The organism is Rummeliibacillus sp. JY-2-4R (assembly GCF_053847205.1).
Window position 1 is genome coordinate 382,537 of sequence record NZ_CM132623.1, and the last position, 24,200, is coordinate 406,736.

Annotated in this window: 21 protein-coding genes; 20 read left to right on the forward strand and 1 reads right to left on the reverse strand. The window is 37.4% G+C overall.

Going from position 1 to position 24,200, the window contains the following annotated elements; all coding sequences use genetic code 11:
• Positions 1 to 2: 2 nt before the first annotated feature.
• From ACWV26_RS01905 to ACWV26_RS01930, 6 genes are all read left to right on the forward strand, one after another.
• Positions 3 to 1,133: an acyl-CoA dehydrogenase gene (locus tag ACWV26_RS01905; protein ID WP_455896687.1), complete on the forward strand. Its 1,131-nt coding sequence runs from the start codon at positions 3 to 5 to the stop codon at positions 1,131 to 1,133.
• Between the two features lie 67 nt (positions 1,134 to 1,200).
• Entirely contained in the window at positions 1,201 to 2,337 is a 1,137-nt protein-coding gene (locus ACWV26_RS01910) for an acyl-CoA dehydrogenase (protein ID WP_455896688.1), read from the forward strand.
• A gap of 3 nt (positions 2,338 to 2,340) precedes the next feature.
• Positions 2,341 to 2,967 carry a TetR/AcrR family transcriptional regulator gene (locus ACWV26_RS01915; RefSeq protein WP_455896689.1) on the forward strand — a complete coding sequence of 209 codons (627 nt, stop codon included), beginning with the start codon at positions 2,341 to 2,343 and terminating at the stop codon, positions 2,965 to 2,967.
• A 108-nt stretch (positions 2,968 to 3,075) separates the two neighbouring features.
• A complete protein-coding gene (gene icmF, locus ACWV26_RS01920; RefSeq protein ID WP_455896690.1) occupies positions 3,076 to 6,324 on the forward strand; it encodes a fused isobutyryl-CoA mutase/GTPase IcmF in 3,249 nt (1,082 codons plus the stop codon).
• A gap of 1,001 nt (positions 6,325 to 7,325) precedes the next feature.
• Positions 7,326 to 7,916, forward strand: a complete 591-nt coding sequence (rpoE, locus tag ACWV26_RS01925; protein WP_455896691.1) for a DNA-directed RNA polymerase subunit delta — start codon at positions 7,326 to 7,328, stop codon at positions 7,914 to 7,916.
• A gap of 169 nt (positions 7,917 to 8,085) precedes the next feature.
• Positions 8,086 to 9,678: a CTP synthase gene (locus ACWV26_RS01930; protein ID WP_455896692.1), complete on the forward strand. Its 1,593-nt coding sequence runs from the start codon at positions 8,086 to 8,088 to the stop codon at positions 9,676 to 9,678.
• Positions 9,679 to 9,754: 76 nt separating this feature from the next.
• Here ACWV26_RS01930 and ACWV26_RS01935 read toward each other — a convergent pair whose 3' ends face one another.
• Positions 9,755 to 10,270: a DUF2529 family protein gene (locus ACWV26_RS01935; RefSeq protein ID WP_455896693.1), complete on the reverse strand. Its 516-nt coding sequence runs from the start codon at positions 10,268 to 10,270 to the stop codon at positions 9,755 to 9,757.
• A gap of 573 nt (positions 10,271 to 10,843) precedes the next feature.
• On the opposite strand from ACWV26_RS01935, the gene ACWV26_RS01940 reads away from it, so the two are divergent.
• The 14 genes from ACWV26_RS01940 (at position 10,844) to ACWV26_RS02005 (ending at position 24,199) form a co-directional block, all read left to right on the forward strand.
• A complete protein-coding gene (locus tag ACWV26_RS01940) occupies positions 10,844 to 11,203 on the forward strand; it encodes a response regulator (protein ID WP_455896694.1) in 360 nt (119 codons plus the stop codon).
• Positions 11,204 to 11,299: 96 nt separating this feature from the next.
• On the forward strand, positions 11,300 to 12,154 hold the full coding sequence (locus ACWV26_RS01945; protein WP_455896695.1) for a class II fructose-bisphosphate aldolase: 855 nt from the start codon (positions 11,300 to 11,302) through the stop codon (positions 12,152 to 12,154).
• 91 nt (positions 12,155 to 12,245) lie between these two features.
• On the forward strand, positions 12,246 to 12,893 hold the full coding sequence (gene fsa, locus ACWV26_RS01950) for a fructose-6-phosphate aldolase (RefSeq protein ID WP_455896696.1): 648 nt from the start codon (positions 12,246 to 12,248) through the stop codon (positions 12,891 to 12,893).
• A 14-nt stretch (positions 12,894 to 12,907) separates the two neighbouring features.
• Positions 12,908 to 14,200 (forward strand): UDP-N-acetylglucosamine 1-carboxyvinyltransferase, encoded by a 1,293-nt coding sequence (locus ACWV26_RS01955; protein ID WP_455896697.1) that lies wholly within the window; start codon positions 12,908 to 12,910, stop codon positions 14,198 to 14,200.
• Between the two features lie 94 nt (positions 14,201 to 14,294).
• Positions 14,295 to 15,263, forward strand: coding sequence for a class II fructose-bisphosphatase (glpX, locus tag ACWV26_RS01960; RefSeq protein WP_455896698.1), 969 nt, complete (start codon positions 14,295 to 14,297; stop codon positions 15,261 to 15,263).
• A 136-nt stretch (positions 15,264 to 15,399) separates the two neighbouring features.
• Positions 15,400 to 16,683 (forward strand): transcription termination factor Rho, encoded by a 1,284-nt coding sequence (rho, locus tag ACWV26_RS01965; protein WP_455896699.1) that lies wholly within the window; start codon positions 15,400 to 15,402, stop codon positions 16,681 to 16,683.
• Positions 16,684 to 17,045: 362 nt separating this feature from the next.
• Complete coding sequence (gene rpmE / locus ACWV26_RS01970) at positions 17,046 to 17,246, forward strand: 50S ribosomal protein L31 (protein ID WP_455896700.1); 201 nt, start codon at positions 17,046 to 17,048, stop codon at positions 17,244 to 17,246.
• A 210-nt stretch (positions 17,247 to 17,456) separates the two neighbouring features.
• Positions 17,457 to 18,053, forward strand: coding sequence for a thymidine kinase (locus ACWV26_RS01975; RefSeq protein WP_455896701.1), 597 nt, complete (start codon positions 17,457 to 17,459; stop codon positions 18,051 to 18,053).
• A gap of 893 nt (positions 18,054 to 18,946) precedes the next feature.
• Positions 18,947 to 20,026 (forward strand): peptide chain release factor 1, encoded by a 1,080-nt coding sequence (gene prfA / locus ACWV26_RS01980; RefSeq protein WP_455896702.1) that lies wholly within the window; start codon positions 18,947 to 18,949, stop codon positions 20,024 to 20,026.
• Positions 20,010 to 20,876: a peptide chain release factor N(5)-glutamine methyltransferase gene (gene prmC, locus ACWV26_RS01985; protein WP_455896703.1), complete on the forward strand. Its 867-nt coding sequence runs from the start codon at positions 20,010 to 20,012 to the stop codon at positions 20,874 to 20,876. Before prfA ends, prmC begins: the two co-directional genes overlap by 17 nt.
• Positions 20,877 to 20,921: 45 nt before the next feature.
• Complete coding sequence (locus ACWV26_RS01990; protein WP_455896704.1) at positions 20,922 to 21,545, forward strand: stage II sporulation protein R; 624 nt, start codon at positions 20,922 to 20,924, stop codon at positions 21,543 to 21,545.
• A gap of 101 nt (positions 21,546 to 21,646) precedes the next feature.
• Entirely contained in the window at positions 21,647 to 22,684 is a 1,038-nt protein-coding gene (locus ACWV26_RS01995; RefSeq protein ID WP_455896705.1) for an L-threonylcarbamoyladenylate synthase, read from the forward strand.
• A gap of 517 nt (positions 22,685 to 23,201) precedes the next feature.
• Entirely contained in the window at positions 23,202 to 23,699 is a 498-nt protein-coding gene (locus tag ACWV26_RS02000) for a manganese efflux pump (protein WP_455896706.1), read from the forward strand.
• A gap of 53 nt (positions 23,700 to 23,752) precedes the next feature.
• Entirely contained in the window at positions 23,753 to 24,199 is a 447-nt protein-coding gene (locus ACWV26_RS02005) for a low molecular weight protein arginine phosphatase (RefSeq protein WP_455896707.1), read from the forward strand.
• The last annotated feature ends 1 nt before the right edge of the window (position 24,200 follow it).

Consider the following 24,200-nt stretch of genomic DNA (forward strand, 5'->3'; position numbering starts at 1 on the left):
CAATGGATTTTCAATTCAACGAAGAACAAGTGATGATGCGCAATATGGTTCGTGATTTTGCAAAGGATGTTATTGCACCTAAGATCAATCAAATGGAAAATGGGGATTTTCCACGAGATGTTCTGGCGAAAATGGGAGAGCTAGGGCTTATGGGAATAACAGCACCAGCAAAATATAGCGGTTCTGAAATGGATTTTACATCCTATATTATCGCAATCAACGAATTATCTAAGGTAAGCGCAGTCATCGGGGTGATTTTGTCTGTGCATACATCGGTCGGAACAAATCCTATTCTCTATTTTGGTACGGAAGAACAGAAGCAACGCTATGTTCCAAAGCTTGCCACAGGAGAATATTTAGGCGCGTTTTGCCTAACAGAACCATCATCGGGGTCAGATGCAGGTTCATTAAAAACTAGAGCAATTAAAAAAGGGGATTTCTTTGAATTAAATGGTTCAAAGGTTTTTATTACGAATGGAGGAGAGGCGGATGTGTATATCGTATTTGCCTCTACCGATCCATCCAGAGGAGCAAGAGGAATATCAGCATTTATCGTTGAAAAAGGTACACCGGGTTTAATTATTGGGAAAAATGAAAAGAAAATGGGATTACATGGTTCGAGTACAGTACAGCTTACATTCGACCAAATGAAAGTCCCAGCCCAAAATTTGCTCGGGAAAATTGGAGACGGTTTCAAGATTGCAATGGCGAATTTAGATATAGGCCGCATCGGCATTGCTGCCCAAAGCTTAGGGATTGCAGAAGCAGCATTAGAAGCAGCAACTAAATATGCATCAGAGCGAAATCAGTTTGGAAAACCAAAAGCAGCTAATCAAGGTGTTTCATTCAAACTAGCTGATATGGCAACTTCTATTGAAGCAGCGAGATTACTAGTATACCGAGCTGCAAATTTACGCTCGCTCGGGAAACCATGCCGAAAAGAAGCATCTATGGCAAAGCTATTCGCTTCGAAAACAGCTGTTGAAGTCACTACAGAAGCAATTCAAATATTTGGAGGATACGGGTATACAGAAGATTATCCTGTAGAGCGTTACTTCCGAGATGCAAAAGTAACCGAAATCTATGAAGGAACAAGTGAAATTCAGAGAATAGTAATATCACGATGCTTATAAAAGGGGTTTTTTATAGATCAAGGCATTGCAAAAATAGCCTAAATATAAAACAAAGGGGATATAAGAGATGAATTTTACACTATCTGAAGAACATGAAATGATTCGCAAAATGGTAAGGGACTTTGCAGAGAACGAAGTAGCGCCTTCTGCTGCAGAACGTGATGAAAACGAAACATTTGATCGTGCGATTTTTGACCAAATGGCTGAACTGGGCTTAACAGGAATTCCATGGCCTGAAGAGTACGGTGGTATCGGCTCTGATTATTTAGCGTATGTCATTGCAGTGGAAGAATTATCACGAGTTTGCGCCTCAACTGCAGTAACACTATCAGCACATACTTCACTTGCTGGCTGGCCGGTTTACAAATTCGGTACAGAAGAGCAAAAACAAAAATACTTACGCGCAATGGCTGAAGGGAAGAAAATTGGTGCTTATTGTCTAACAGAACCAGGTTCAGGTTCAGATGCGGGTGGAATGAGAACAACTGCAAAACTGGATGGAGATCACTATATTTTAAATGGTTCTAAAATTTTCATCACAAACGGTGGTGTTGCCGATATATATGTTGTTTTTGCTGTAACTGATCCAGAAGCTAAAAACGGCACTTCTGCATTTATCGTAGAATCTAGATTCGAAGGCTTTTCTGTAGGTAAAAAAGAAAAGAAAATGGGTATTCGTTCTTCTCCTACAACAGAAATCATCTTTGATAACTGCCGTGTACCAAAAGAAAACTTACTTGGTTCTGAAGGCGATGGCTTTAAAATTGCGATGAAAACGTTAGATGGAGGTCGTAATGGTATTGCAGCTCAAGCTCTCGGCATTGCACAAGGCGCATTAGATGCAGCTGTTGCCTATTCAAAAGAGCGCGTTCAATTCGGTAAACCTATTTCTGCTAACCAAGGGATATCGTTTAAATTAGCAGATATGGCAACTGCTACTGAAGCTTCAAGATTATTAACTTATCAAGCAGCATGGTTAGAGTCGAATAATTTACCGTATGGTAAGCAATCAGCAATGGCAAAATTGATGGCTGGTGATACGGCGATGAAAGTAACTACTGAAGCAGTTCAAGTATTTGGCGGTTATGGATATACAAAAGATTATCCAGTGGAACGCTTTATGCGTGATGCGAAAATTACTCAAATTTATGAAGGTACACAAGAGATTCAGCGTCTAGTAATCTCTCGTATGCTTTTAAAATAATAGATGGAAAAAGAACAAAAAAGGCAGGTTCTATCATCTATTAAGGATGAAAGCTTAATAGAAAAAAGACGAACTGAATTAATCCACGCTGCAGTCCGTCTTTTTAAAGAAAAAGGCTTTCATCGAACAACGACAAGGGAAATCGCCAAAACAGCAGGCTTCAGTATAGGTACACTCTATGAATATATTCGAACAAAAGAAGATATACTCTATCTCGTTTGTGACAATATTTATCTAGAAGTTCGAAAAAGACTAGAACTCAGGAATAAACATGATGGCACAATCGATGGGGTGATCAAAGCAATTCATCAATATTATCATTTGGTAGATGATATGCAAGATGAAATGCTCGTTATGTACCAAGAGTCAAAATCATTGCCAAAAGATGCACTAGAATATGTCCTAACGAAAGAAATTGAAATGGTAGGTCTTTTTGAAAACTTACTATTAGAATGTTTGAAAACAGGAGAAATACAGTTACCTAAAAAAGAAATAAAACTACTAGCTCATCAAATTGTTATCCAAGGTCAAGCATGGGCTTTCCGCAGATGGGTATGGCGCAAGGAATTTAAAATAGAAGACTATATTCAAATGCAAACTAAAATATTATTGAATGGTATTAACTATTAAGGTTTAGTGATGCAAGGGAGAAAACACAAACAAACGATTGATTTGGGTTTTTACCCTTGCATTTTCTATTATGTTGCATTCTTCAAATGTTTAAGGGGGAGACTTACTATGTCAAAGGTGGGAGTATATAAACCACAACATCACGTTCGTTTTGTTACTGCATCCAGCCTATTCGATGGTCATGATGCATCCATTAACATCATGCGTCGTATTCTACAATCAAGTGGTGTAGAAGTGATTCATCTAGGACATAATCGTTCTGTAGAGGAGGTTGTGAATGCTGCTATTCAAGAAGATGCACAAGGAATTGCAATCTCTTCTTATCAAGGTGGACATATGGAATACTTTAAATATATGTACGACCTTTTAAATGAGAAAGGGGCACCACATATCGGAATCTTTGGCGGTGGTGGCGGTGTTATTTTACCGAAAGAAATAAAGGAATTACAAGAATATGGAGTCCAAAATCTATTCTCGCCAGAAGATGGATTATTGCTTGGATTACAAGGTATGATAAATAAAATGATTGAAAAAAGCGATTTTTCAACAGTTACCGATAATTTAGTAGATAAATTACATCAATTGAATACAGATAGACCTGAACTACTTGCACAGCTTATTACAGCAGTAGAAGAAGGGGATAGCTCTGAAGTGGATGATTTACTACAAACTGCTAGAGAATTAACTAAAAAGACTCCTGTTCTAGGAATCACAGGTACAGGTGGTGCTGGGAAGAGTTCTTTAACAGATGAACTTATTCGTAGATTCTTACATGAGTTCCCAGATAAGAAGATTGCGATTGTTTCAATTGATCCTACAAAACAAAAAACAGGCGGGGCACTGCTTGGAGATCGAATTCGTATGAATGCTATATTCAATAATCGTGTGTATATGCGAAGTTTGGCTACTCGTAATTCGCATACAGAATTGTCAGCTGCACTTGGTGATATATTGGATATTGTAAAAGTAGCAGGATTTGATTTGATTATGGTAGAAACAAGCGGGATTGGTCAAGGGGATGCAGCAATTACAAGTGTTTCAGACTTTTCGATGTATGTGATGACTGCTGAGTTTGGTGCGCCAACACAACTAGAGAAAATTGATATGATTGATTTTGCGGATTTAATTGTAATCAATAAATTTGAAAGAAAAGGCTCAGAAGATGCATTACGCCAAGTACAAAAACAATATCAACGTAGCCATGAATTATGGAATCAGGATCTTGATACAATGCCTGTTTACGGAACAATTGCGAGTCAATTTAACGATAAAGGAACAAACTCTTTATTCGCTGCATTAATCCAAATTATAAATACAAAATGTGGTTATGATTGGCAAACGTCTTATGAGCTTTTTGCAAAAACGCAAAAGCAAAATGTCATTATACCAAATGACCGACGCTATTATTTACGTGAAATTTCTGAAACAGTACGAGGATATCACAAAAAATCAGAACAACAAGTTGAGTTAGCTAGAAAGCTATTCCAACTAGAAGGAACTCTTAAAATAGTAAAAGAAAAATCACCAGAAGATGCACTAGTGCAATCATTACAGCAACTAATCAATGGAATCCAAGATCAGCTATCAACACAATCGAAGCAAATTCTAGAAAATTGGGAAACGTTAAAAGAAAGTTATAGTGGAGATGAATTAGTAACGAAAGTGCGTGATAAAGAAATTCGCACACTTTTAACAACGACAAGTTTAACTGGTTTGAAAATCCCTAAAGTCGTACTGCCTAAATTCGTCGATTATGGTGAGATCCTTCGCTGGGTATATGCAGAAAACGTACCTGGATCATTTCCATACACTGCTGGTGTATTCCCATTCAAACGACAAGGTGAAGACCCGAAACGTCAATTTGCTGGGGAAGGTACACCTGAGCGAACAAACCGTCGCTTCCACTATTTATCAAAAGATGATGATGCGAAACGTTTATCTACTGCATTTGATTCGGTTACATTGTACGGTGAAGATCCAGACGAAAGACCGGATATCTACGGTAAAGTAGGTGAATCAGGTGTTAGCATTTGCTCATTAGATGATATGAAGAAATTGTATGCTGGCTTTGATCTTTGTGCACCATCAACCTCTGTTTCCATGACGATTAATGGTCCAGCACCAATCATTTTAGCTATGTTCATGAATACAGCTATTGATCAACAAGTACAATTACGCGAAAAAGAGTTAGGTCGGACTTTAACAGTAGAGGAATTTACAGAGACAAGAGCTAAGACCTTAAATGTCGTACGTGGCACAGTACAGGCAGATATTTTAAAAGAAGATCAAGGGCAAAATACATGTATTTTCTCAACAGAATTTGCATTACGTATGATGGGGGATATTCAACAATACTTTATTGATCAAAAAGTTCGTAATTATTATTCGGTTTCAATATCTGGATATCATATCGCAGAAGCAGGAGCAAATCCTATTTCACAACTTGCTTTCACATTAGCGAATGGCTTTACGTATGTAGAGTACTATTTAAGTCGAGGTATGAATATAGATGACTTTGCGCCGAATCTGTCATTCTTCTTCTCCAATGGACTTGATCCAGAATATAGCGTCATCGGTCGTGTAGCGCGCCGAATCTGGGCAGTAACAATGCGCGATTTATATGGTGCCAATGAACGAAGTCAAAAACTAAAATATCATATCCAAACATCAGGAAGAAGTCTACACGCGCAAGAAATCGACTTCAATGATATTCGCACAACGCTGCAAGCATTAATGGCTCTACATGATAACTGTAATTCGTTGCATACTAATGCATATGACGAAGCCATTACAACACCAACGGAAGAATCAGTTCGTCGTGCAATGGCCATTCAAATGATCATTACAAAAGAACATGGTTTAACCAAAAACGAAAACCCATTGCAAGGTGCATTTATCATCGAGGAATTAACAAAACTCGTAGAAGACGCAGTACTTGCAGAATTTGATCGTATAAATGACCGTGGTGGGGTATTAGGTGCCATGGAAACACAATACCAACGAGGTAAAATCCAAGAAGAGTCTATGTACTACGAACACCTAAAACATTCAGGAGAACTACCGATTGTTGGGGTTAACACATATTTAAATCCAAACCCACCATCAGAAGAAGCCATCAACAGTATGGAAATCGCACGTGCATCAAAAGAAGAAAAAGATTCGCAAATTCAAAACTTACGCAACTTCCAACAACAACACGCAGAAGAAGCCAAAATAGCACTACAACAACTAAAAGAAACAGCAAAAGTCGGCGGCAACCTCTTCAAAGAACTAATGGAAACCGTAAAAGTAGCCAGCCTAGGCCAAATCACCAACGCACTATATGAAGTAGGCGGGCAGTACAGACGGAATATGTAATTAAATGCTGAAGCGGCTCGTTCAGACCCGAAAATCATTGGAAGGCCCGAATCGAAAGCGGCTTTTCAGCTTTCGACCGAGGGACTGATTTAAGGAAGATGGCCTAAGAACGCCGCGTCCTGCGGCAACGGCTATCGGGCACATATCCTGTGCACCCCGAGAGTCTAGCCGCTGAAGCTGGATATCACTGTAAGTACGAGCCCTCATGAATTAGAAGACCGCTCGTAGAATGCTACCAAGCTTATGTAAGAAAGCGGAAAAATCATGAATTGCTGTTTCAATTGCTGCTAACTGAAAAAATATGAATGGAAGAACTTTATAATAAAATTTTTGATTGAAAATTTTTAGTGGATATTAGTACTACAAATATAGTTGAAGTGGAATTAGCGTAGACTCCCGCGGGAAAAGCGAGACAGGTGAGGCCCCGCAACGTAGTGAGGAGACTCACCGCTCGCCCGCAGGAAAGCGAAGCTAATTCCACTTCTAACTAAAATTAATTAGTTTAAAATTATTTTCAATGCGTTAAACTTCCAAAGAGACTCACTAATTAGAATCAAGCTCAACAAGCCGTAACTTCTTCAATTAGTCTATAATCAATCAGTTTTATCCTTCTCCTACTTTACGAAAAAGCAATTGAGGAGTATGCTTATTCAACAGAGTAAAAAAATAGTAGCTTTGAACGAATTTATGTGACTACAAAAGAGTCTAGTCGAACGATTAGACCCCTTTTCGCGTTTATATAGAATACTGATTAGACTATATTGAAGGAGTGACGGTAAAGTGAAAATCGTCATGCATTTCATGGTAATAATATTGTTATTTGTACTAACTTACTATATTTACGATAAACAATTAGGAGCTATTTCATTCCTTCTTCTTGCAATTTACCTGTTTATCTATGGGTACTTCCGGTTAAGAACTGAAAAAAAGAAGAATTGAATGTGGCAAAAATAAAGTAAAATTGTTTATAATGGATATTATGTTTATGTAGAAGAAAGGACGTGCACGAATTGAACCTTCGTGAATTAAATCAAGAACAACTTACAGAAGAATCATTAATCGAATTAGCATATGCTATCTTAGAAGAAAAACATCAACCATTACTATTCGCTGAACTTATGCAAGCAATCATTGACTTAGGAGCTCGCACTTCAGAAGAAATGAAAGCTTCAGCTGCTCAGTTCTATACAGACATCAATATTGACGGCCGTTTTCTAGTATTAGGAGAAAACCGTTGGGGAATTCGCGAATGGTATGCAATCGAACAAGTTGAAGAAGAAACAGCACCAACTGTTAAAGTACGTAAGAAAAAAGCAAAAGCAGCAATCGTTGAAGATGATGATCATGAAGACGATGAAGAAATCGAATTTGACGAAGATTTCGACGAATTTGTAGATTCAGATGACTTAGATGACGATGATGATGACTTAGATGAAGAAGAAGACTTCGATAGTACAGACATTGATAACGATATCGACGAAGATGATTTGGATGAAGAAATTGAAATCGACGATGAAGAATTCGAAATCGATGACGACCTTGAAGAAGATACAGATGAAGAAGACTTGGAAGACGACAAAAAAGAAAAATAATAGCTTCTTGACAACTTAAGTATTTTCAATTACTCTTTTACTTGGGCTCCTTTTAAAAGGAGATTGACCGTATAAGTAATACGCTCCCCCTGCAAATTATTGCGGGAGGGGCGTTTTTTGTATTTTTTATAAGTGTTTTAGAAACACTAACATCAAGGAGGAATTTGCATTGACCAAATATATTTTCGTTACTGGTGGCGTAGTTTCATCACTCGGCAAAGGTATCACAGCAGCATCACTTGGACGACTACTTAAAAATAGAGGATTACAAGTAACAATCCAAAAATTTGACCCATATATCAACATCGACCCAGGAACAATGAGCCCATATCAACACGGAGAAGTATTCGTAACAGATGACGGCGCAGAAACAGACTTAGACCTTGGACACTATGAACGTTTTATCGATATTAACTTAGGAAAACATTCAACTGTAACATCTGGTAAAGTCTACTCAGCTGTTTTGAAAAAAGAACGTCGTGGCGATTACAATGGCGGAACTGTACAAGTAATCCCACATATCACAAATGAAATTAAAGACCGCATTCAACGTGCAGGTCGTGAAACAAATGCAGATATCGTAATCACTGAAGTTGGTGGTACAGTTGGTGATATCGAATCACTACCATTCCTTGAAGCAATCCGCCAAATGAAGAGAGACCTTGGAAATGAAAATGTACTTTACTTACACTGTACATTAATTCCATATATCGCTGCAGCTGGCGAATTAAAAACAAAACCAACACAACACTCTGTAAAAGAATTACGCTCTCTAGGTATTCAACCAAATATTATTGTCGTACGTACAGATCGTCCAGTACCTCAAGAAATGAAAGACAAATTGGCATTATTCTGTGACGTAAAATCACACGAAGTCATCGAATGTGTAGATGCTGAACATTTATACGAAATTCCTTTGAATTTACAAGCTCAAGATTTAGATGATATTGTTCTTGAACATTTCGGTATCCAAGCACCAGAAGCCGATATGGAAGATTGGAAAGCATTAGTTGATAAAGTGAAAAACCTTAAAAAATCAACAAAAATCGCTCTCGTTGGTAAATATGTAGAATTACAAGATGCATACATCTCAGTAGTAGAAGCACTTAAACATGCAGGTTATGTGTTTGATACAGACATTGAAGTCAATGCTATCAATGCAGAACATGTAACACCTGAAAATGTAAAAGAATTACTTGAAGACGCAGATGGTATCCTTGTACCAGGTGGATTCGGTGATCGTGGGGTAGAAGGTAAAATTCTTGCGATTAAATATGCTCGCGAAAACGATGTGCCATTCCTAGGTATTTGCTTAGGTATGCAACTTGCATCAATCGAATTTGCTCGTAACGTACTAGACCTTAAAGGCGCACATTCTACTGAATTAGATCCAAATACAAAATACCCAATTATCGACTTACTTCCAGATCAAATCGATGTAGAAGATCTTGGTGGTACACTTCGTCTTGGTTTATATCCATGTAAACTAAAAGAAGGTACTCGTGCTGCACAAATCTATGACGATGAATTAGTATATGAACGCCATCGCCACCGCTATGAATTTAACAACGAATACCGTGAAGCAATGGAAGCAGCAGGACTTGTATTCTCAGGTACTTCACCAGATGAACGCTTAGTAGAAATCATCGAACTACCAGAGAAAAAATTCTTCGTGGCATGCCAATTCCACCCAGAATTCAAATCACGTCCAAACCGCCCACAACAATTGTTCCGTGAATTCATTGGCGCATCAGTAAAATAATCAGTATTAAAAAACAGGTTCTTCTTTATCGAAGAACCTGTTTTTTTACATATTAAACACGAAATAAGCTTATTCTTTATTCTGTTACCATTTCATCATATGCTATCTTTATTGCTTCATAGATAAATAATGCAACCATCGTATACGGTAAAACAATACGTTCACCTAAATCATTAGGCAATAACCCTTTTTTGATACCCATTGAAACATAAGTATAAGCTAAATTAGTCATTTCCCCTGCATCTTCTTCGCTTTCACTCGCAATAACAGCAAATGGGATAAACCGATCAAATAAAGTTTGAGCTAATTTTAACGCATCAGGATGATTTGCATGGCGTGTGAAAATACATACACGATCTACATCCGTAATGTTTGCATCTTCAGTATATGGACGTAATTTTAAAAACGGTTCAGCTGCATGTAGTGCGTTAATCTCGATTGCTTGCATTTCATCAAAACAAGCAAAGTAAACGTAGCCTTGTCCTATACCAGCTTGAGCAAGTAAACGAGCCGTCTCTTCAATAGTCTCTTCTTGATTAGTAGCAACCCGTTGGAACAACCCACCAATTTGAGTAGTTAATATCTTTAACATTCTATTCACCTCATGCCATTTATTATAGGGATGGATGATATCAAATGCAAAAAAATGATAGATACCAACATCCGTACAATGAATAAATTTTTTTTAGTACCTTGTTCTGGCGATTTCTTCTTAAAATGAAGATATACAAACGTTTTAATTCTTATTAAGTATTCAAAAATGTCTTTTTGCTAACTCCCGCGGGAAATCTGAAAGGCAATGAAAAAGTATTGGCGAAAAAATTTTTATAAAATTATAATTTGACTAGAAGTTTTCAGTGAAGATTAATACCTCAAATATTATTGAAGTGGAACTAGTGAAGATTCTTAGCTAGAAAAAGCGAGACTGGCGAGGTCCCGCAACGCAGTAAGGAGACTCACCGCTCGTCAGCAGGAAAGCGAAGCTAACCCACTTCATATAAAAGAAAATTAGTATTAAAATTCTTTACTAAGAAGAGAAGGAGACTCGACGCTCTCAAAATTCTTATTTCCAACAGGAAAAGCTATATTTTTAAACTTCATGCAGGAGAAAACAATAAAGGCTCGAATAGTATATATTGAGCGAACAATAAGGAGTAGAGGTATAGTGAAAAAGATATTAATCGTTGATGATCAACAAGGAATTCGACTACTACTAAATGAAGTTTTTAAAAACGAAGGTTACGATACATTACTAGCTAAAAATGGTGCAGAGGCCGTTCAATATGTAGATAACAATGCAATAGATTGCGTTCTACTAGATATGAAAATCCCAGGTATGAATGGTTTAGAAATCTTACAACATATTAAAAAGTCATTTGCGCACCTACCAGTTGTTATGATGACAGGTAATAGTGATTTGGATTTAATTAACGATGCTAAGGACTTAGGTGCCAGCCACTTTTTTACAAAGCCATTTGATATTTTTGAGGTAAAAGATACGATTAACAAAATGTTGAAAGAATAAGTATAGACGGTGGTCATTACTTATTCTTTTTGTTATGATGATAGTGTCATTATTCAATAAAAGCACTATGCTATCATCCTAAAGGAGGATTTACTAATGGCTTTGGTTTCAATGAAAGAAATGTTAATTACCGCAAAAGAAAATGGTTATGCTGTTGGTCAATTCAACATCAATAACCTTGAATGGACTCAAGCAATTCTACAAGCAGCTGAAGAAGAAAAATCACCCGTAATTCTTGGTGTTTCTGAAGGCGCTGGAAAATATATGGGTGGCTTTGTTTCTGTTGTTCATATGGTTAAGGGACTTATGGAAAGTTATAAAACAACAGTACCAGTAGCAATTCACCTAGATCATGGTTCAAGCTTTGAGAAATGTAAAGAAGCTGTAGATGCAGGTTTCACATCTGTTATGATTGATGCTTCTCATCATCCTTTTGAAGAAAACGTTGAAATCACTTCAAAAGTTGTTGAATATGCACATGCAAAAGGTGTTTCAGTTGAAGCAGAACTTGGTACAGTAGGCGGAAATGAGGATGGCGTAATCGGTGGTATCATGTACGCTGATCCAGAAGAATGCCGTAAATTGGTTGAAGCAACATCAATTGATTGCCTAGCACCAGCACTTGGTTCAGTTCACGGTCCTTACCATGGTGAACCAAACTTAGGTTTCAAAGAAATGGAAGAAATCTCAAATTTAGCAGCACTACCATTAGTATTACACGGTGGTACTGGTATTCCAACTAAAGACATCCAACGTTCTATTTCACTTGGAACTGCTAAAATCAATGTTAATACAGAAAATCAAATTGCAGCTACAAAAGTAATTCGCGAAATCTTAGACAACGATAAAGAAGTTTACGATCCACGTAAATTCTTAGGTCCAGCTCGCGAAGCAATCAAAGCAACAGTTATTGGTAAAATGCGCGAATTCGGTAGCTCACAAAAAGCATAAGAAACACATATTTTATAGAGAGAAGTAGGAGAAGATATCGATTTTGGAATCGGATCTTCTCCATTTTTCCATCATATAGGAGGAAGTTAAATTGAAATTTTTCATCGATACAGCAAACTTTGAAGAAATTAAAGAAGCACATTCTTGGGGTATTATCTCAGGAGTTACAACAAACCCATCTTTAGTAGCAAAAGAAAAAAATGTTTCTTTCCATGATCGTTTAAAAGAAATCGCTAATTTAGTAGATGGTTCAGTAAGTGGTGAAGTCATTGCATTAGATGCTGAAGGTATGATTAAAGAAGGCCATGAACTAGCTAAAATTGCTCCAAACATTACTGTTAAATTACCAATGACTCCTGCAGGTCTAACTGCATGTTCTCAACTTTCAAAAGAAGGCATTAAAACAAACGTTACCCTTATTTTCAGTGCAAACCAAGCATTACTTGCAGCACGTGCAGGCGCAACTTATGTTTCTCCATTCTTAGGACGTTTAGATGATATCGGCCAAGAGGGTACGGAATTAGTAAGAGAAATTGCTGAAATCTTTGCAATTCACGAAATTCCAACTCAAATCATTGCTGCTTCAATCCGTCATCCACAACATATTACGGAAGCTGCCCTTGCAGGTGCACATATTGCAACAACACCATTTAAAGTATTAAAACAATTATTTAATCATCCGTTAACTGATAAAGGAATCGAAGGATTCATGAAAGACTGGGAAAATAAAGATAAATAATTAAGGAGATTCAAATGGACGTATATAAAATTGCAGGGGAAAAACATTTGAAAGGTACAATTAAAGTAAGTGGTGCTAAAAACAGTGCCGTTGCTTTAATACCAGCGTCTATCTTGGCTAATTCTCCTGTGACCATTGAAGGATTACCAGAAATTTTAGACGTTTGGACGTTAAAAGCATTACTCGAAGAAATTGGTGGAAAAGTTGAATTTAATGATGGTCATATGGTCATAGATCCAAGTTCAATGATTGATATGCCATTACCCAATGGTAATGTGAAAAAACTACGTGCCTCCTATTATTTGATGGGTGCTATGTTGGGCCGTTTTAAAAAAGCAGTCATTGGTCTTCCAGGGGGATGTCATTTAGGTCCTCGCCCAATAGATCAACACATTAAAGGTTTTGAAGCTTTAGGGGCACAAGTTACCAATGAACATGGTGCCATTTATTTACGTGCAGAAGAACTACATGGGGCGAAAATTTACCTAGATGTTAGCAGTGTAGGTGCTACGATTAATATCATGCTTGCTGCTGTCCTTGCAAAAGGTAAAACAGTAATTGAAAATGCTGCAAAAGAGCCTGAAATCATAGATGTTGCTACATTATTAACAAATATGGGTGCGAAGATTAAAGGTGCAGGTACGAATGTGATTCGTATTGAAGGTGTAGAAGAACTACATGGTACAAATCACACCATCATTCCTGACCGTATTGAAGCTGGGACATATATGATTATGGCGGCTGCTGTAGGGGATGGAGTTATTATCGATAATGTAATCCCGCTACATTTAGAAGCCGTAACAGCTAAATTACGTGAAATGGGTGTTGAAATCATTGAAGAGGAAGAACGCGTTATAATTCCGAAAACAAACGCCCTAAAAGCAGTCGATATTAAAACTCTTGTATACCCAGGTTTCCCAACTGACTTACAACAACCCTTTACTGTTCTTTTAACGCAAGCAACAGGATCATCAATTGTAACGGATACCATTTACTCTGCACGATTCAAGCACATTGACGAAATAAGTAGAATGAATGCTAATGCAAAAGTAGAAGGACGTTCGGCAATTATTACAGGTCCTAGTCAATTAGAAGCTGCTACAGTCACTGCAACAGATTTACGCGCAGGCGCTGCTTTAATCATTGCAGGATTACTTGCTAAAGGTGAGACAGAAATTCATGATATCTATCACATAGAACGCGGTTATAGTGATATTATTACGAAACTGCAAGCTTTAGGAGCGGATATCCATCGAGTTACAATTGAGCCTAACCCAAAGAGTGGCGTGACAAATAAACCAAATTGAAAAAAATCTGCAGAGAATTTTCTGTGTGCTATAATAGGTTTAGTTTGAAACGATTCCAGTCACAAAGACAGGAAAACGGGAGGAACAGTAAAAAATGAAACGCAGTTTATCAATGGAAGTAGTACGTGTAACAGAAGCGGCAGCAATCGCCTCAGCAAGATGGATGGGCCGTGGATTGAAAATGGAAGCAGATGACGCAGCAACAACAGCAATGCGTCAAGTATTCGACTCTATTCCAATGGATGCAGTTGTCGTAATTGGAGAGGGCGAAATGGATGAAGCACCAATGCTTTACATAGGTGAAAAGCTTGGTTGTGATCCAAATGGTCCTCAAGTTGACATCGCAGTAGATCCACTTGAAGGTACTAACATCGTAGCAGCAGGTAGTGGTAATGCACTAACAGTACTAGCTATCGCAGATCGCGGTAACTTACTCCATGCGCCTGATATGTATATGGAAAAAATCGCAGTTGGTCCTGAAGCAGCTGGGAAAATTGATATAGAAGCTCCGGTTATTGACAACTTACGTGCGGTAGCAGAAGCTAAAAATAAAAACATCGAAGACGTTGTAGCTACATTATTAAATCGCGAACGTCACCAACCAATCGTTGATCAAATTCGTGCAGCTGGTGCTCGAATTAAATTCATCTCAGATGGTGATGTAGCTGCTGCTATCAATACTGCATTTGATGAAACAGGTGTGGATATCTTATTTGGTACAGGTGGTGCACCAGAAGGCGTAATCGCAGCGGTTGCATTGAAATGTCTTGGTGGAGAATTCCAAGGTAAACTTGTTCCTTCAAATGATGAAGAAATAGAACGTTGTCACAAAATGGGAATCGAAGTCAATAAAGTCTTGAAGATGGATGATTTAGTCAAAGGCGATGACGCTATTTTTGCTGCTACTGGTGTAACAGATGGCGAATTATTAAAAGGTGTTCAATTTAAAGGTAGTCACTGTACAACAGAATCAGTGGTAATGCGTGCAAAATCAGGAACTGTTCGTTTTGTAGAAGGCAGACATAGTTTGATTAAAAAACCAAAACTATTTATGCAAGAATAAACTTCAATTTTTACTAACCCGGCTTTATGCCGGGTCTCTTCTTACTTTTCAATCCATTCAAAAATTCGTAATACTCACATACCTATATTCGATTTATCTTTCTAAACAATATTATATTAAGAGTGGTGTTATGCCTATGACAACAATGACAATTTCTCAACTTGAAGATATGAAATTAAAAGACTTGTATGCGCTTGCACGGGAATATAAAATTTCATATTATGGAAAGTTGACTAAAAAAGAATTAATTTTTGCTATTCTAAAATCTCGTGCTGAAAGTGAAGGGTATTTCTTCATGGAAGGCGTTTTGGAGATTATCCAACAAGAGGGATTTGGTTTCTTACGTCCTATTAACTATTCACCAAGTTCAGAAGATATCTATATTTCGGCATCACAAATTCGTCGCTTCAGTCTTCGAAACGGTGACAAAGTAACAGGGAAAGTACGCCCTCCAAAAGAAAATGAACGTTACTATGGTCTTTTACATGTTGAAGCAGTCAATGGGGAAGACCCTGAAATAGCAAAAGAACGTGTGTATTTCCCAGCACTTACTCCGCTATATCCTGATCGACAAATGAAACTGGAAACAACAACTACCAAACTATCCACACGTATTATGGATTTAGTTGCACCGGTTGGCTTTGGACAACGTGGCTTAATCGTAGCTCCCCCCAAAGCAGGTAAAACCTTATTATTAAAAGAAATCGCTAATGCAGTTACAGAGTTATATCCAGAATCTGAATTAATCGTCCTATTAATCGATGAACGTCCAGAGGAAGTAACGGATATTGAACGTTCAGTAAAAGCAGATGTGGTTAGCTCGACTTTTGATGAACTTCCAGAAAACCACGTAAAAGTGGCAGAGCTTGTTTTAGAACGAGCAATGCGTCTTGTAGAGCATAAACGTGACGTTATTATTCTAATGGACTCTATTACAAGACTTGCACGTGCATATAATCTAGTTATCCCTCCGAGTGGCCGTACGCTATCAGGTGGTATCGACCCAGCGGCATTCCATAGACCAAAACGTTTCTTCGGTGCTGCACGTAATATCGAAGAAGGCGGAAGCTTAACAATATTAGCCACAGCACTAATCGACACAGGCTCACGCATGGACGAAGTAATCTATGAAGAATTCAAAGGAACAGGGAACTTAGAGCTTCACTTAGATCGAAGTCTAGCAGAACGCCGAATCTTCCCAGCAATTGATATCCGTAGATCAGGTACCCGTAAAGAAGAATTACTCATTCCAAAAGACCAACTGGACAAACTATGGGCAATTCGCAAAACCTTCTCAGACTCACCAGACTTTGCAGAACGGTTCCTAAAAAAACTGCGTAATACTAAATCGAATGCCGAATTCTTTGAAACTTTGAACTCAGACATGAAAGCAGCGCGTAACGGTAAAGGACTAATATAGAAAAAAGGCAATAAAGCTTTAAAAAACGCTGTTTTACGAATACTTAGTGCAATTTTTAATATACTTAGCTTTATAAATTTGACTGTAACTGAATTGATTATTGATTGTTTATTGAAGTTTTAGTATTACAAACTGAGTTGAAACTTGATTCGTAATTTAAATTTGTGCTAGAATGCTTTTCATGCATTATATTGAAAAATATAACTAAAATAATATAGTTGCACGATTTAAAAATTCTTGTTATACTACCGTTATTGCATTTCATACGTGTTGCATATGCGACAAACTAATCTGGGTCGTGTAAGGCAACAGTTCTATAATACTCTGTTCCAGATGGTTCAGGGCGAGAGGAGATACCAAACATGAAACCAGGAATTCACCCAGAATATAAAGAAGCTACAGTAACTTGCTCTTGTGGTAATTCTTTCAAAACAGGATCAGTAAAAGAAGACATCACTGTTGAATTTTGCAGCGATTGCCACCCATTCTATACTGGCCGTCAAAAATTCGCGTCTGCTGATGGACGTGTGGATCGTTTCAACAAAAAATACGGTCTTAAATAATTTCTTTATGAAACCTAAATACCTGCCTAGCATTATTTTGCAAGGCAGGTATTTTTCTTGCGCTAAAACCCATTATCATGTAGTATAAATCTCGTTGTTTCTATTTAAATAGCCATCATACATACCACATAATTGAACGAAAAAAAGAGCAGTAAACGAGCTCAATTTTCGGTATGATGATTGATATACGTTTTGAAAGGAGTCTAGTCCATGTATGTTATGACTCAAAATGGCTGGATTGAAGTAATCTGCGGTAGCATGTTCTCAGGGAAATCGGAAGAACTGATTCGCCGTGTACGCAGAGCACAATTTGCAAAACAAAAAATTGCTGTGTTTAAACCTAAAATTGATAATCGATATAGTGAAGAATCAGTTGTTAGCCATAATGGTACAAGTGTGATAGCTCACCCAATTGAAAAAACTGCAGAAATGTGGGGTTTTCTTACTGATGATTTTGATGTGGTTGCAATCGATGAAGCACAATTCTTTGGAATGGACATAATCCAAACTGTTCAAGAACTAGCAAATCACGGATATCGTGTAATCCTTGCAGGTCTTGATCAAGATTTCAAAGGTGTCCCATTCGGCCCAATGCCAAAATTAATGGCAATTGCAGAGCAAGTCACAAAACTCCAAGCAGTTTGTAGTGTTTGCGGCTCACCAGCAAGCAGAACACAAAGACTCATTAATGGACAACCTGCAAAAGCAGACGATCCCGTCATCCTAGTGGGTGCGGCAGAAGCATACGAACCTCGTTGTCGTCACCATCACGTAGTACCAGCTGGACAAACCAATATGGTAAAATAAAGTGAAACTTTAATCAGTGGGGGGTCTCCATTGATTGTTAGTTGAACCAATCGGGCGTTTACGGGCAGTTATATCAACCTATGCTTCTTCGGATTTTTTGAAGACTTGAGGTGGAAGTTTTACTGCCCGTTAATGCGGGATAAATTCAAAAAGGAGGAGTGGCAAAATGCTATTCCTCTTTTATTTTGAACCTTAATGGAGTCAATGAAGTGAATTTAAGACGCAAAATATCAAGAAAAACACAAAATTACAATCCTCATTTCTAAAACAGTAGCGATAATAGCTATTTTTCATTATACTAATGTAGGAGCATTTGCACTAAAAATGCATATGCAGATCGAATAAACATAAACTTAGATCGAATTTAATAAATCGGATTTCCACTCTGCACACCTAACAAGCAAAGTGGGATGTACGAAAAAATCAAAATGGAAGCATACTATAAATAATATTTAGTCTTCCTAACTTTTGAGAAGTAATTATTTTAAACTCTATCCTATTGAAGTGGATTGGCGAAGACTAGTAAGAGGATGCCGTTGAGATAGTAAGAATGAGGAAATATTTTAATTAAACTATGACTGGAAAATTTCGGGCTTGATTAGTACCCAAAAAATATTGAAGTGGAATTGAGCTGCGACTAATAGCTAGAAAATGCGAGACAGGTGAGGCTCCGCAACGCAGTGAGGAGACTCACCGCTCGTTCCGCTTTAAACTAAAATAAATAAGTATTAATTAATTTTTCAGCACCTTAGCTAGAAACAGGTGAGAACCCATGATAAAAGAGTGGAGCCTCTCTTGTGTTCAGAAAGCAAAGTCATTTCCACAACAATAAAAATGATGGATAAAAGACCATCAAAATATAAATTGAATAAAGAAAGGTACAGGTGAATTTAATGTTTGATCGCCTACAAGCAGTCGAAGATCGTTACGAAAAGTTGAACGAACTTCTAAGTGACCCAGATGTCGTATCTGACTCAAAAAAATTAGCAAAGTATTCAAAAGAACAATCCGATATACATGAAACTGTGGATGTCTATCGCGAATATAAATCTGCAAAAGAACAACTAGCAGATGCAAAAGAAATGTTAGAAGAAAAACTAGATGCAGAAATGAAAGAAATGGTGAAGGAAGAAGTAAATGATTTAGAAAAACAAATCGTAGACTTCGAAGAACGCCTTCGCATTTTATTAATTCCTAAAGACCCGAACGACAACAAAAACGTTATCATGGAAATCCGTGGTGCAGCTGGCGGGGATGAAGCAGCACTATTCGCAAACACACTTTTCCGTATGTATAGCAAATATGCTGAAACACAAGGTTGGAAGATTGAAATTATGAACGCCAACCCAACAGAACTTGGCGGCTATAAAGAAATTGTCTTTATGATTAATGGTCAAGGTGCGTACTCTAAATTCAAATTTGAAAGTGGCGCACACCGTGTACAACGTGTACCAGAAACAGAATCACAAGGCCGTGTGCATACATCCACTTCAACTGTCGTAGTAATGCCAGAAGCGGAAGAAGTAGAATTAGACCTTCAAGACAAAGATATCCGCGTAGATATTTATCACTCATCAGGTGCAGGTGGTCAGCACGTCAACAAAACAGCATCTGCCGTGCGTATGACTCATATTCCAACAGGGATTGTAGTTGCCATGCAAGATGAACGTTCACAATTGAAAAACCGTGAAAAAGCGATGAAAGTCCTTCGCGCACGTGTTTATGATAAATTACAACAAGATGCACAAAGTGAATATGATGCAGAGCGTAAGTCAGCAGTAGGAACAGGAGACCGTTCAGAACGTATCCGTACGTATAACTATCCACAAAACCGTGTAACAGATCACCGAATCGGTTTAACTATTCAAAAACTCGACCAAATCATTGACGGTAAATTAGATGAAATCATTGATGCGTTAATTTTAGAAGAACAAGCCAAAAAATTGGATGCATTAAATGACACAACACTTTAAATATATTTATGAGGCCCTGAATGGGGCTTCTTCTTTTTTACTGGACAATGGCCGAGAAGAAGTAGCTGCAAGAATCCTACTGCAACATGTATTAAATAAATCATACACAGATTTATTAACAAGTATGCGTGAACCAATTTCTAAAGAAGATAGTGAAGCCTTTTGGCAAATGGTTGAATCCCATGCTAAAGGAATGCCAGTGCAATATATCACGGGCTCAGAAGAATTTTATGGCCGAACATTTACGGTAAATGAATCCGTTCTAATCCCTAGACCTGAAACTGAGGAATTAATTGTAGAAACAACAAAGCGTATTAAACGTATATTTGGCGAAAGCTCTGATTTAAACTTAGCAGACATTGGAACTGGAAGTGGGGCAATTGCCATCACCATGAAAAAAGAAATGCCGAGTTTAAATGTAACAGCTACGGATATCTCGCTAGATGCGTTAAATGTTGCGAAAAAGAATGCTGAACTGCTAAATGCAGATATTGATTTTGTAGAGGGCGATTTAACAACGCCGATAGAAAATCAAAAATGGCAAGTCGTACTCTCCAATCCTCCATATATTGCTTTAGATGAAGCAAAAGAAATGTCAGAAGTTGTGCTTGAACATGAACCACACACAGCACTTTTTGCAGAAGAAGATGGACTAGCACTTTATAAAAAACTAGCAAGGAATCTACCGAACTTGATGACGAAACCTAGTTTTATAGGAGTAGAAATAGGTTATGCACAAGGACCAGCCGTGGCAGCGCTGTTCAAAGAAAGTTTTCCACAGGCGCAAATTGATATTCTACAAGATATCAATGGAAAAAATCGAATGGTTTTTTGTGAATTAGGTGAATAAATAGTAATCTCTTTGTCCATGATAGTTTCATGGAGGGGATACAATATGATAGAAGATTACAACGCTATTAAACAACCTGAAGATTTATCTTATTACTCTATTAAACAACCAAAAAAACAATCACAAGTAAATATATTATTACAATTTATAACAGCGCTATTACTTTTACAACTAGGACTTCTAATTGTCCAAGGATACTTAACAAAATCATATAGCACGGAATTAGAACAACCTAGATTCCGCATTATTGCAAATAGCAACACAACAGCAGATCAAAACTACAAACATAAATTAGTAGAAGAAATCAAACCGATTCTTGAATACGAAGTTCAACATTCATCCACAGGGGTAAACTTATCAACAATTGAGGAAAAGCTAAAAAATAAATTATCCACAAAAATTGCATCTGGGGATATCCAAATTACAACAACGAATGCATTATTTCCACCAAAGCGTAATGATTACAAAATGTACGCACAAGATAAGTACCAAGCAATTATAGTAACAATTGGCGCTGGAAGAGGAGATAATTGGTGGTGTGGCTTGTTTCCTAAGATTTGTTACCGTGATGAAGAAGCAACAAGTGATGTAAAAGATAAAGAGGAAGTAAAAGAAGAAAAGCCGAAATTTTTTATAATCGAATGGATTAAAAGCCTTTTTGAAGATTAGAGTTACCCACAATACCTGAATAATTGTCCACAGTTTTCAGAAAGTTATCAACAAATTGTGCATAACTTTCTGAAAACTCTTTTATATAAGGAGGAAATAGCATGGAAACACAACGTCTCATTGTGGATAACAATGTGGATTCTGAAAAAAGTTATGCACAAGCAGTGGATTTATTAAATGCTGGAGAGCTAGTTTCTTTCCCTACAGAAACAGTCTATGGCCTTGGTGCAGTTGCTACAAATGATTCTGCAGTCAAGAAAATTTATGCAGCGAAAGGGAGACCTTCAGATAATCCACTTATTGTCCACATAGGTACTTTTGAAGAATTAGAAAAATATGTAGACGATATTCCAGATAGAGCAAGAAAATGTATGGATGCCTTTTGGCCAGGCCCTTTAACAATGATATTAAAAGTAAAGCCAAATGTTTTAGCAACAAGTGTGACAGCAGGACTTGATACAGTTGGAATTCGTATGCCCAAACACCCAGTTGCCATAAAATTATTGCAAAAGCTAGGTAAGCCCGTAGCTGCTCCAAGTGCCAATCTAAGCGGGAAACCAAGTCCAACTGAAGGGATTCATGTTGAACAAGACCTTGCTGGTAAAATCCCCTTAATATTAGATGGTGGTGCAACAGGAGTAGGGTTAGAATCTACAGTAATCGATCTAACTCGAGAAACACCTGTAATTTTGCGCCCAGGTGCAATTACAAAAGAAATGTTCGAAAAAATAATAGGTCCAGTAAACCAACCTACACATATCGAACAAAAAGCAGGTGCTCCACGTGCCCCAGGTATGAAATACACACATTACGCACCAAACGCACCAGTGTATTTAATAGAGCAAGATGAGCAACAAATTTCACAAGCAATTCAAACAATCCATCAACAAGGCAAAAAAGTTGCTTTGCTTGCTCCGCAAAGTTATGAACATCTTTCATCAAATTGGTTCTTTACATTGGGAGAAAACAAAGAAGAAATGGCTGCCAATCTGTTTCACGCATTACGAGCATGTGATTTAACAGATGCAGACATAGTATTGGCAACAGTAACCGGAACAGATGGTGTCGGCTCAGCAATCATGAATCGCCTCGAAAAATCAGCAGGCGGCAAATGGTTTGCAACAGATTATCAAAAGTAAATGATCTGGTGTAACCTTAAGGAATAGCGATGATTGAGAATATGCAATTAGTATAATGTAACAACTAAACTTGAGAAAAAATAAAAGAATCTGCTTTTCTAATTAAAAAAGAAGAGCAGATTTTTTGATGTTAATTGTTTGAACTACAGATCAACCTATGTTAATCCTAAAAAAGAATAGGAATATACTAAGAGATAAAATGACTGGCCTTTTGGTGAGAATTAGTACCCATAAGTTATTGAAGTGGAATCGGCGAAGACTCCCGCGGGAAAAGCGAGACAGGTGAGACCCCGCAGGAACGTAGTGACGAGGAGACTCACCGCTCGCCCGCAGGAACGCGAAGCCGATTCCACTTCATACTAAAACCTAATTAGTATAAAAATAAATTTCCAATTCTCTCACAAGAAGCAGAATGGAATCTAATTTGATAAAACTTTACCAACATAAAATAAACCGCATATATGATGAGCCTCTTTTCATAGGATATAGTGATTCCTAATAGAACGGAGGAACAAGAATGACAGAAATTCTTGCGGCTATTTTCACAGCTATTGACGTATTGACGATTTATTTACTACTACCGAATATAAAATACCGATTTTGGCTTTCGGTATGGACAGGTGCTCTACATATGCTATTTCCCTTCATTGGGTTTCATTTTGGTGAATGGTTAGCTTCCTATATATCCAACCTCACTCAAAATATTTCAGGTATATTATTAAGTATGATTGGTGTACAACTATTATTAGCCGCAAAAGACCAAAAAGCTGCACAGATTCCAGTCGTATTATTAGCAATTACAACAAGCTTAGATACCTTTTCAGTCAGCGTTTCTTTTGGTATGCTTCAATTAAGAGAAACATTGCTAATATTTAGCATGGGGCTCTTCGCTTTTCTTTTTTCATACACAGCATTGCTTATAAATAAAAAAGTTTCAAATAAAATAGGCGTATACTTACAAGTTGTTGCGGGTATAGCGTTACTTTTGATGGGTATTTTTTCATTTGATTTATAAAAAAAGTAGTACATTTAGACTGAATATTACTATATAATGAAGGGTAAGGTGGCATGATGAATATTTATTTTGTATGTACAGGGAATACGTGTAGAAGTCCAATGGCAGAAGCTATTTTAAAGTCTAAAAAGATTCCGTCAGTTGATGTGAAATCTGCGGGGATTTTTGCTATGTCTGGCAGCCCTATGTCGGAAAATTCACAATTGATTTTAAAAGAACAGCAAATTGACTATAATCATCTTTCTAAACCGGTTAGTCTAGAAGAATTGAAGTGGGCTAATTTAATATTAACGATGACTAGTGGTCATAAAGAAGCACTTTTACAAGTGTATCCTCAAGTAGCAGACAAGACATTTACATTGAAGGAATACGTCCTTGAAAATAATCATGACAGGGATGTACTCGATCCATTCGGTGGAGATCTTTCCATGTATCGTGTAACCTTTACAGAGCTTAATCAATTAATGGATGAACTGGAAAAGAAACTATTGGAGGAATAAC